Source organism: uncultured Corynebacterium sp. (genome assembly GCF_937999985.1).
Taxonomy (GTDB): Bacteria; Actinomycetota; Actinomycetes; order Mycobacteriales; family Mycobacteriaceae; genus Corynebacterium.
Genome location: NZ_CALLDG010000058.1, coordinates 25,309 through 35,479 on the forward strand (window position 1 = coordinate 25,309; position 10,171 = coordinate 35,479).

Below are 10,171 nucleotides of genomic sequence, written 5' to 3' on the forward strand. Positions count from 1 at the left end.
GTTTTCCACTGCAGTCGCATGCCTTAAGTGCCTGGCGCTAGTTGTGCCTGGCGGGGCGCTGTATGACGAAAGTCGCGGGCACCGGGTGGCAGGTTGTGCTGTGCAGCCATACCCCGATGCTGCGAGTGTGTAGTTGGCCATTATAGGGGTAGTAACGGGTAACGTGCACTTTCACGCAGGTCAGATGCGTTTTTTGGAAGCGCGCGTGCATCGTGCTAGAGTTTCATTTCGTTGCCAGCGAGCATCACTTCCGAGAAGGAATGTGCGGTCTTAGCAGGCAAGACAGTGTAAACACTGTGGTGAATACCATGTGTCCTACATAGTCACTCGGGCGAGTGGCGGAATGGCAGACGCGCTGGCTTCAGGTGCCAGTGTCCTTCGGGACGTGGGGGTTCAAGTCCCCCTTCGCCCACAGCAAGCAGTTGAACAAACTGCACTACCGGAGGTAGCAAACCCGAAAGGGAATGTTACCTCCGGTTTCTTTCTTTTTCTGGTGTCTAAGAGTCGAGGATTGCAGGTGCGTCGACTCGAACAGATTGTCCTAAACTTGCACGCATGCCTTCTTCTGATATTCACGTCAGCGCTGTTGTAGTGAGAAATTCGCGAGGAGAAGTCCTATGCGTGCGTAAGAAGGGCACTGCGTTATTTCAATTTCCGGGAGGCAAGCTCGAGTTTGCGGAATCCTCGCTTGATGCGGTGATACGGGAAGTCAATGAAGAGCTGGGGATTTCGCTCGATGCTGCTCTCTTGGTTCCGATGGGAACATACCGTGCAGCTGCGGCTAACGAAGCCGGTAGCGCTGTTGTTGCCGATCTTTTTTACTTTTCAGGCTCAGTGGAGCCTGTGGCAGCTGCAGAAATTGCTGAGTGCGAATGGGTAAACCCGTCCGTGCCGAACGTTAAGCTGGCACCGCTTTTGAAAGATGAAGTGTTTCCGGAGTTGATTGCCAATCCTGTGCGTTCTGTAGCCGTATTTACAGGGGCGAGCAGTGGTCGCAACCATACCAATGCCTTTCTTGCTGAAGCCCTAGGGGCGGGTCTAGCTGAGCAGGGGGTACGGATGATTTATGGTGGCGGTAGAGTCGGCCTAATGGGTGCTGTGGCGGATGCCTGTTTGGCTAACGGTGGCTGTGTAATCGGCGTGATGCCTCAGAATCTTGTCGATGGCGAAATTGCACATCCGGGTCTTTCGCACCTTGAGATTGTTGACACGATGTATCAGCGTAAGCAACGGATGAGTGACCTGGTTGATACCTATGTGTGTTTGCCTGGTGGCGCTGGAACGTTAGACGAATTTTTTGATGCGTGGACAGCTCAACAACTCGGGCTTCATCGCAAGCCCATTGCCCTTTTTGGTTCAAGTTTCTGGGCGCCTACGGTATCGATGCTCAAGCATATGGCAGACGAGGGATTTATTCGTCAAAATGATGTCGACACGCTTATTGTCGCCGATATGGTCGATGAACTTCTCGTCGCGCTTAATTCTTGGGCTGCGCCGCGCCCCAAGTGGAATTAGTTTCTAAATTGTATTGCAGTAGGTGCCGAGTAAAGCGATCTCTGTTTGGAGTGCCCCGAGTTTTGTTCCTAGGCATTTGCCTTGATTTCTATTATTTCCTGTGGCGGGTGCTGCTTCCAAAATTCGGTTTCCACCTCGGCCGGGATCCGGTATCCCAAGCTCTGGTGGAGCCTAGTCTCGTTCCACCAGAGCGTGTTAAGTTGTTTGTGTGTGGGGTTAGGTTATAGGTATTTGTCGAGGTGTTGTTGCAAAATTGGGCGGAGCGCAGCGAAGACTCAGTTTCTCATTCCCTGATCGCCGCTGCGTGTGGGCGTTGTTAGGCCGTCTCGAAGACCTGGTTGACGATCACCGCGTCCGGGTTCGGTTGCCCGTAGGCAAACATCGTGCCTTGCCCTTTCCGCAATGAGTGCATCGCCTCCATCCCTTTCAACGTCCGATATGCAGATGTCCGGTTCTTAAACGCGCCTTTCGGCCCGAGGATCCGCTTCAGTCGACCTTGGTCGATTTCCAGGATGTTGTTGAGGTATTTCACCTGCCGGTGTTCCACTGTTGGCGGGCAGATTACCTCTGACTTCAACTCGGCGATTGCCCTGGCTAGGGAGGATGCTTTATCGGTGTTGATCACTCTGGGATACCCGGCTGAGGCATTGGATCTGAGAGCCTTGGCCAGGAAACGCTTCGCTGCGGCCACGTTCCGCTTCGGAGAGAGGTAAAAGTCCAGGGTCTGACCACCAGCGGTGATCGCCCGATAGAGGTAGCACCACCTGCCGCCGACCCGGATATAGGTCTCATCCACCCGTCAGGAACTGGCCTGCCAATCAGGTACCTGCCGGTACCACCGTGTTTGTTTGTCCAGCTCAGGGGCGTATATCTGGACCCAGCGGTAGATCGTGGTGTGATCGACCGGCACGCCCCGCTGAAGTCATCATTTCCTCCAGATCGCGGTAGCTCACCCCGTAGCGGCAGTACCACCGCACCGCCCACAGAATGATGTCACGGGGAAATGACGACCGGAGAAAATACCCATGGCTGTGATTATTTCACGTCGCTCTTCCTACTGCCCCAACTTTGCAACAGCACCCAAAGCCCTGGAATGAACTCCTGTCACCAGGGTCATTCCAGGGCATATTTCCCGGACTAAGAGAAGCAGTGACACAGAAGGCCTACCTCAGCGTGGGCCTTGTGGGCGTGCAGGTTCCGTGTGTGGCTGGTGTGCTGCGGCATGGTCGGCAGCGATTGATGACCGACTCTGGAGCGGGTGCCTTGTCTGGTCTCGCGGTTCAGAGTGGGTGGACTATTCGGCGGGTTGGATCTCGCTCTCGGTGACCCACTTGTGGTTGGTCATCGTCATCCCGTCGCCGGTGAGATCAACCATGTAGACCGTCTCCTCGGTGGAGTAATCGATGGTGGCCTCAGCACCCTTCATGCCGGACATGTGCTCGGCATCCAGGACAACGCTCGCCCCGTCGGGCAGGGGGGGCCTGACCCGGATCGACGAGCTCCTCATGGACGACCCAGCGGTGGTCGGTAACCGGGGCCCCACCCTCGGTGGGGGTGTAGCTGACCGAATAGGTCGTGGTGTCAAACGCCCCGGAAATGGTGGCGGTGGCCCCGTCCATGCCGGGCATGTGGTCAGCGGTGAGGATGACCTCGGTGCCCACCGGGTACGTGGGATCCTCGGCCTCTTCAATGCCTGCCGGCGGTGCCCCGCCGTCGGCAGGGTGGTCGTGCCCGCCGTGCTCTTCGTCGGCAGTGGTGGTGTCTTCCTGGTGGGTCTCGTTGGTCTCTGCGGTTGCCGTCGTGGTGCTGGTGGTGTCGGCATCGTTGGAGTTGTCGGTGGCGTCGCTGCAGGCGGTCAGCGCCAGGGTGGAGGTCAGCGCCAAGGCGGCGAGGGTAATGCTGCGTTTCATGAGCGTTCCTTTCAAAGGTGGTGTGAGTTAGGGGTCGAGAGACAAGGTCAGTCAGTAACGGTTACGGGGGATATCGACCCACTGTGTTCCTCCTTCGACTCGGTCGGAGCCAGGTGAGCCGGATTCAGATCAATGCGGCGCAACAGCTGGGCGTTCAGAGCCACCACGATGGTCGAGGCAGACATCAAGATCGCGCCCACGGCCGGGGACAGCACGAACCCGATCGAGGCGAGCACTCCGGCGGCCAGTGGCACGGCGAGGATGTTGTAGCCAGAGGCCCAGATCAGGTTCTGGATCATCTTGCGGTAGCTGGCCTGGGACAGCTCAATCATCGACAGCACTGCCCGCGGGTCATCACTGGCTAGGACCACCCCGGCAGATTCCATGGCCACATCCGTGCCGGCACCGATGGCGATACCGACCTCCGCGCGGGTCAGAGCGGGGGCGTCATTGACACCGTCACCGACCATAGCCACGCTCAAACCCCGGTCCTGCAGCTGCGTGACCTTGGTGTCTTTGTCCTGGGGCAGGACCTCGGCGAAGACCTCATCAATGCCTAAGTCCTGACCGACGGCGTGGGCCACCTGCTGGGCGTCGCCGGTGATCATCGCGACCTTCACCCCGCGGTCCTGCAGGACTTTCACGGCGGCGCGGGATTCGGGGCGGATCTTGTCCTCGACGGCCACCGCACCGATGATCTGACCGTCACGGACAATATGGAGCACACCGGCCCCACGCCCGGTCCAGGCGCTGGTGGTGTCGGTGAGCTCGGCCGGGGTGGTGAGGTTGAACTCGCGCAGCATGTTCGGCCCGCCCACGAGGATCTCAGCGCCATCGACAGTGGCCCGGACCCCCCGGCCGGAGGCGGCGTTGAAACCAGTTGCACGGATTTGCCGACCGGAGGCCTCGGGATGGGCGGCCGCGGCCGCCACGATGGCGCGGGCCACGGGGTGCTCGCTGTCGGCCTCCGCGGCGGCGGCTAGGGCCAGCAGCTCGCCCTCGGTGACGCCGACAGCTGCCGCGATACCGGTGACCGCGTGCGCACCCTCGGTCAGGGTGCCGGTTTTGTCGAAGAGCACCACGTCGATGGTGCGCATCCGCTCGAGCGCCATCCGGTCCTTGATGAGCACCCCGGATTTCGCGGCCCGCTCGCTGGAGATCGCAATGACCAGCGGAATCGCCAGGCCCAGGGCGTGTGGACAGGCGATGACCAGCACCGTGACCGTGCGCACCACGACATCGTCCGGGCTGCCGATGATGGTCCACACCACCGCGGTGATCAGAGCGGAGATCAGCGCGAACCAGAACAACAACGCCGCCGCCCGATCCGCCAGGGCCTGGGCCCGGGAGGAGGACTCCTGGGCGTCGGCAACCATGCGTTGGATCCCGGCCAGGGCGGTGTCCCCGCCGGTAGCCTCCACCCGGATGCGGACGGTGTTGTCGGTGGCCACAGTACCGGCGACCACCTTGTCACCGGTGTCGCGGAAGACGGGACGGGATTCGCCGGTGATCATCGCCTCATCGAATTCGGCGGCTCCGTCGAGGATGGTTCCGTCGGCCGGCACCCGGGCACCGGCCCTCACCAGCACGACGTCGTCGACAACCAGCTCGGAGATGGCCACGGTGCGGGTGGTCCCGTCGATGATTTTCTCGGCCTCATCCGGCAGCAGGGCAGCCAGCGCGTCAAGCGCGGAGGACGCGGCCCCGAGAGCGCGCATCTCCAGCCAGTGGCCCAGCAGCATGATGGTCACCAGCAGGGCCAGCTCCCACCAGAAGTCCAGGTCAAAACCGCCCAGTCCCAGAGTGGTGACCCAGGAGGCGACAAACGCCACGGTGATGGCCATGGCGATCAGGAGCATCATCCCGGGTTGGCGGGATTTCAGTTCTTTCCATCCGCCCTTGAGGAAAGGCGTTCCGCCGTAGACGAAGATGATCGTGCCCAGCACCGGGGGGATCCAGGTGGATCCGGGGAATGCCGGGAGGTGGTAGCCGAGCAGGTGGGCGACCATGGGGCTGAAAATAGCGACGGGAATGGACAGAATTAGCGACCACCAGAAGCGGTCCCGAAACATTGCGGTGCTGTGTCCGGCGTGTTCGCCGTGACCATGAACGTGGTGGTCTTCGTCCAGGGCGGAGTGCGGGTGATCGTGGGGCATCGCCTGGCCGTGGGTGTCGGCATCTGCGTGGTGTTCGTGGCTGGCATGATCCGGGTGGTGGGTGTGGTCTGTTTCCGGAGCGGGGTGATCACCATGGTGATCACCGGAATGGTGGGGAGTGCTCATGACGTTCCTTTCGCTCAACCCGGTCGGGGTCGAGATGATGGGTAAAACTGATCAGGATAAGACGGTGTAGCCGGCCTCCTCGATGGCCCGGCGAACCATCTCCGGAGGTACGACACCGGTGACCGTGACGGTGGAAACACCACCAGCAGCGAGTTCAATCCGGACGTCGTCGACCTGGGGGAGGGCCTGAAGGGCCTGGGTCACGCTTTTCGCGCAGTGCCCGCAGGTCAGGCCGGTGACCTGGTAGCTAGGGGAGGACCCTCCTGCTGACGAGTCGCCGGCGGCAGGGATGGAGGTGGTGTCGGCACGTGAGGCAGGTCCGCAACAGCTGCAGCCGTTGGAGGCCATCGGCAAGAGGCGGGGCGGGGAGGTGATCATGGGAAAGCTCCTTCGGTTCGGTGGGGTGCGGCGATGCCGCTCTCTAGCGCATACCCCCGGGGGGTATGCTTCCCTAGCGTATACCCCCCGGGGGTATACTTTCAAGGGGTGGAGGGCACGGCCCTCACGCGGGGCAGGGTGTGGTCACCGAGCAGCCTCCTCACTGTCGGGAGGGGACAGTGGGAGGCGGAGGGCAAACACCGCTCCGCGACCGGGTCCGGGGGAGGTGGCGGTGAGAGTGCCGCCGTGGGCCTCGATCAATGCCTTGGAGATGGTCAGACCGATACCGGCCCCGCCGTTGTCCCGGCTGCGGGCGGCATCCCCCCGGTAGAAGCGTTCGAAGACGTGTTCGATCTGGTCAGGTGGGATGCCCTCGCCGTCATCGGCGACGTGGATGAGCGCGGTGGACGCCCCCTGTCGGTGGACGCTGATCCGGACCTGCCCGTCGGCCGGGGTGTGCCGTAGCGCGTTCGACAGGAGATTGCTCATCACCTGGCCGAAGCGTTGCCGGTCCACGAGCACCCGGGCGGTGTCCGTAATGGTCTCGACCTGTAAATCGACGCCTTTGTCAGCATAAGCTTCCCTCGCGGCAGCAGCGGCGGTATGGAGCAGATCCCCGAGCCCTTCCTCCGCCAGGTCCAAATCGATCCGGTGTTCCTGGGCCCGGGAGACATCGTCAATGTCTTCCATCAACCGGGTCAGGCGGGTGAGTTGGTCAGCCATGATCGTGTGGGTGGCATTATTCCAGTCCACGACCCCGTCCTGGAGACCATCGAGGTAGACCGTGAGCACTGATAAGGGGGTGCCCATTTCGTGGGCCAGATCAGAGAGCATCTGGCGGCGGACCTGTTCGGTGTGTTCCAGCCGGTCGGCCATGGTGTTGAAGGCATGCGCCAGGGTGGTGACCTCGGGGCCTGCTTTTCCGGCGGGCACGCGGATACGGGAGTTGCCGGCCGTCAGGCTGGTAGCGGCGCGGGTGAGATCCTGCAGGGGGGTGCGCAGACGACGCGATAACCACAGGCTGGCCAGCAGGGCGCTGATCAAGGCGGTGGGCAGGGCGACGGCCAGGGTGATCAGGTTGGCGCCCCGGTAGGCCTGCTCGGCATGGAACAGCTCCAGCGAGGGGTCCTCCCGGCCGGTCATCAACATATGATCATGGAACAGGGTCGGGCCCACCATCGTGGCCACGGCCGCGGCCACCAGCAGGCTAATCACCACGACCAACACCTGGGCGGCCAGGAAGCGGAAGGTCAGGCCGGGTCCGTGATTCATGGCCGCCCCACCCGGTAGCCCACGCCACGCACGGTGTCGATAAACCCCCGGCCCCGGGTGTCGGTGCCGAGCTTGCGACGCAAGTTGCCGATGTGGACATCGACGATGCGTTCATCACCGACCCAGGTGGTGTCCCAGACCTCGGTGACCAGGTCGTGGCGGGTCAGCACCTGGCCGGGGCGCAGGGCCAGGGCAACCAGCAGCTCGAACTCCGTGCGGGTGAGCTCCACAGTCGTCTCCCCCACCCGCACTTGATGGGCGACGGGGTCAAGGATGAGGTCACCAACGATTAAGGGGGTGGTCACCTGCGGTGGGGTGGTGCTGGTGCGCGGGCGGCGCAGCACCGCATGCACCCGGGTCACCAGTTCCCGGATGCTAAAAGGTTTGGTGATGTAGTCATCCGCCCCCAAGGTCAAACCGCTGATCTTGTCGTCCTCGCTGCCACGCGCGGTGAGCATGAGGATGTAGCAGTCCGAGAAGGTGCGGATCCGTCGGCACACCTCCAGGCCGTCGAGTTCGGGCAGCCCCAGATCTAGCACCACAACATCAGGGGAAAAGCGACGGGCTTCGTCCACGGCCTGGGTGCCGGTGTGCGCCTGGCGGGTATCGAAGCCGGCCCTGATGAGGTAGGAGGCCACCATCTGAGCCAGGGGTTGTTCATCATCGACGACCAGCACCCGCCCCGGGGGCGTGGCGGTGGTCGGTGTGCGGTCAGCCATAGACCCCAGTATTGCTCCGGCCAGGGGGGGAATACCACCCTCGCTCAGTGCCCGGCGGGGCAATCTTCATCAAATCTTCAAACATCACCCTTCGACTGCCGTCACCCCTGTGCCCCACCCCGGGCCGGCGGCATCGCCTCCCCTGGTCGGTTCAGCAGGCGCCACCAGGGATTTCACTGCCTGCACCGCATACCCGGGGCGGGTAGAAGGACATCGCCCACGGCTGTGGGGTGGTGTCCCGGTGGTGACCCAGCCCACCGAATCCACCCCCTTTTCGCCCTGTTATAAGGCTGTGAGCAGGGCTTTTGATTTCTAGTCCGTCAGGAACCCGTGCTAGATAAAGGTATGACATCGACCTTGAGGCGGTGTCTTCTCACGGTCTTACCACGATCCAAGGAGATTGACGTGAAACGAGCAGCGATCGCAGCCGCCACTCTTGCCCTCACCCTCACGGGGTGTTCGGCCGCCGGCCCGGAACCCACCGCCGACGAGACGGTGTCCCAGGATACATTCCTGACTACCCATGGCCTGGCCGACATGGACGCGGTGGAGATCATTGATCACCTCGACCGGCAGAAGGTCACTGAGCGTCCCACGGATCTGATCGCCTCAGTGCGTGCCGATGAACTGCTGCTCTCGAGCGATGACCAGGAAGTCGTGGTCGATCTTCCCGACAATCAGACGTATGTCTCGATCGCACCCTATCTCACCTCCACCCACGACTGCTTCTACCACAGCCTCACGACCTGCCAGGGGGAACTCGACAATGAGGATATCCAGGTCACGATCACCGATGAGGCGACCGGTGAGGTGCTGGTGGACGAGACGACAACCACCTTCGACAACGGGTTTATTGGCTTCTGGCTTCCCGATGATGCCACCGGCCTGATTGAGGTCAGCTACCAGGGGCGTACCGGCACCGCGGAGTTTTCCACCGCCGACGACGGTGCCACCTGTGTCACAGACCTGCGCCTGACGTGATGGCTCAGCAGGGTCCTCACCTGCGCCTGTCTCCCGTGTCACTGAAATCTTGCACCAAGGACGGTTAAATCATGACGAACGCTTTTTCCCGACGACAGTTTCTGCTCGGCGGGCTCGTCCTCGCCGGCACCGGGGCCGTGGCCGCCTGCACCAGCGACCCTGGACCCGCTGCCTCGGCACCAGGTTCCTCTCTTCGCCCCACTCCCACCCCCACTGCGCTCGGTGAGCCGACGGTGCGCCGGACACTGACCGCCCGGCCCCTCTCTCTGGATATCGGCGGCATCGAAGCCAAGACGTGGGGATACGTCTCTGACACCGGGGATGCGGCCATTGAGGCCACCGCCGGCGACGTCCTCCAGGTCGATATCACCAATGAACTGCCTGAGAGCACCTCCATCCACTGGCATGGCATCGCACTCCACAACGCAGCCGACGGTGTGCCCGGCATGACCCAGGACCCCATTGAACCTGGCGAGTCTTTCTCCTATGTTTTTGAAGCCCCCCACGGTGGCACCTACTTCTACCATTCCCACTCCGGCCTGCAGCTTGATCGCGGCCTCCACGCCCCACTGATCATCCGTGACCCGCAAGACGCTGAGGACCAGGACGTCGAGTGGACCATCGTGCTCGACGACTGGGTCGATGGCATTCAGGGCACTCCCGACGATGAGCTCGACAAGCTCACCGGAATGGGTTCGGGCGACCATAACGGGAAGAAGGGGATGGGAGGTCACGGCCAGATGATGCACGGCTCCCCGGACCGGGTACTGGGCGGGGATGCCGGCGATGTGATGTATCCGCACTACCTCATCAACGGACGTATCCCCCGTGCTCACCGGACCTTCGAGGCTCGCCCGGGCGACAAGGCCCGCCTGCGGTTTATCAACTCCGGCGGTGACACCATCTTCAAGGTGGCCCTCGGTGGTCACCGCATGACCGTCACCCACACCGACGGCTTCCCCGTCCAGCCCCGGGAGACCGAATCGATCTACCTGTCGATGGGCGAGCGCGTCGACGTCGAGGTCATCCTCGGCGACGGCATCTTCCCGCTCACGGCTTTGGCGGTGGGTAAGGACGACCGCGCCTTCGCCGTCATCCGCACCGCCGGCGGCCA

The 10,171-nt window shown here is 62.3% G+C and carries 7 protein-coding genes, 1 tRNA gene and 2 pseudogenes; 4 read left to right on the forward strand and 6 right to left on the reverse strand.

Annotated elements, in window-relative coordinates:
* Nucleotides 1-329 precede the first annotated feature (329 nt).
* Both Q0331_RS02790 and Q0331_RS02795 read left to right on the forward strand, forming a co-directional pair.
* Nucleotides 330-412: transfer RNA gene (locus Q0331_RS02790), tRNA-Leu, on the forward strand.
* Between the two features lie 143 nt (nucleotides 413-555).
* A complete protein-coding gene (locus tag Q0331_RS02795; protein ID WP_298074683.1) occupies nucleotides 556-1,515 on the forward strand; it encodes a TIGR00730 family Rossman fold protein in 960 nt (319 codons plus the stop codon).
* Between the two features lie 316 nt (nucleotides 1,516-1,831).
* Here the strand turns inward: Q0331_RS02795 and Q0331_RS02800 are convergent.
* From Q0331_RS02800 to Q0331_RS02825, 6 genes and pseudogenes are all read right to left on the reverse strand, one after another.
* Nucleotides 1,832-2,542, reverse strand: a pseudogene (locus Q0331_RS02800) (IS6 family transposase).
* A gap of 267 nt (nucleotides 2,543-2,809) precedes the next feature.
* A pseudogene (locus Q0331_RS02805) lies at nucleotides 2,810-3,425 on the reverse strand (YdhK family protein).
* Between the two features lie 47 nt (nucleotides 3,426-3,472).
* A complete protein-coding gene (locus Q0331_RS02810; RefSeq protein ID WP_298074684.1) occupies nucleotides 3,473-5,707 on the reverse strand; it encodes a copper-translocating P-type ATPase in 2,235 nt (744 codons plus the stop codon).
* Nucleotides 5,708-5,758: 51 nt separating this feature from the next.
* Nucleotides 5,759-6,085, reverse strand: coding sequence for a heavy-metal-associated domain-containing protein (locus Q0331_RS02815; RefSeq protein WP_298074686.1), 327 nt, complete (start codon nucleotides 6,083-6,085; stop codon nucleotides 5,759-5,761).
* A gap of 144 nt (nucleotides 6,086-6,229) precedes the next feature.
* Nucleotides 6,230-7,357, reverse strand: a complete 1,128-nt coding sequence (locus tag Q0331_RS02820; RefSeq protein ID WP_298074688.1) for a cell wall metabolism sensor histidine kinase WalK — start codon at nucleotides 7,355-7,357, stop codon at nucleotides 6,230-6,232.
* Nucleotides 7,354-8,076: a response regulator transcription factor gene (locus Q0331_RS02825; RefSeq protein WP_298074690.1), complete on the reverse strand. Its 723-nt coding sequence runs from the start codon at nucleotides 8,074-8,076 to the stop codon at nucleotides 7,354-7,356. Before Q0331_RS02825 ends, Q0331_RS02820 begins: the two co-directional genes overlap by 4 nt.
* A gap of 405 nt (nucleotides 8,077-8,481) precedes the next feature.
* Between Q0331_RS02825 and Q0331_RS02830 the strand changes: the two genes are divergently transcribed.
* Both Q0331_RS02830 and Q0331_RS02835 read left to right on the forward strand, forming a co-directional pair.
* Nucleotides 8,482-9,057 (forward strand): CueP family metal-binding protein, encoded by a 576-nt coding sequence (locus Q0331_RS02830; RefSeq protein ID WP_298074692.1) that lies wholly within the window; start codon nucleotides 8,482-8,484, stop codon nucleotides 9,055-9,057.
* A 71-nt stretch (nucleotides 9,058-9,128) separates the two neighbouring features.
* On the forward strand, nucleotides 9,129-10,171 hold a 1,043-nt coding region (locus Q0331_RS02835; protein ID WP_298074693.1), incomplete at its 3' end, for a multicopper oxidase family protein.

Bases quoted from the DNA above. Each gene is read 5' to 3' on its own strand.
- Q0331_RS02795 (WP_298074683.1), top strand. From the start codon at position 556: ATGCCTTCTTCTGATATTCACGTCAGCGCTGTTGTAGTGAGAAATTCG.
- Q0331_RS02810 (WP_298074684.1), bottom strand. From the start codon at position 5,707: ATGAGCACTCCCCACCATTCCGGTGATCACCATGGTGATCACCCCGCT.
- Q0331_RS02815 (WP_298074686.1), bottom strand. From the start codon at position 6,085: ATGATCACCTCCCCGCCCCGCCTCTTGCCGATGGCCTCCAACGGCTGC.
- Q0331_RS02820 (WP_298074688.1), bottom strand. From the start codon at position 7,357: ATGAATCACGGACCCGGCCTGACCTTCCGCTTCCTGGCCGCCCAGGTG.
- Q0331_RS02825 (WP_298074690.1), bottom strand. From the start codon at position 8,076: ATGGCTGACCGCACACCGACCACCGCCACGCCCCCGGGGCGGGTGCTG.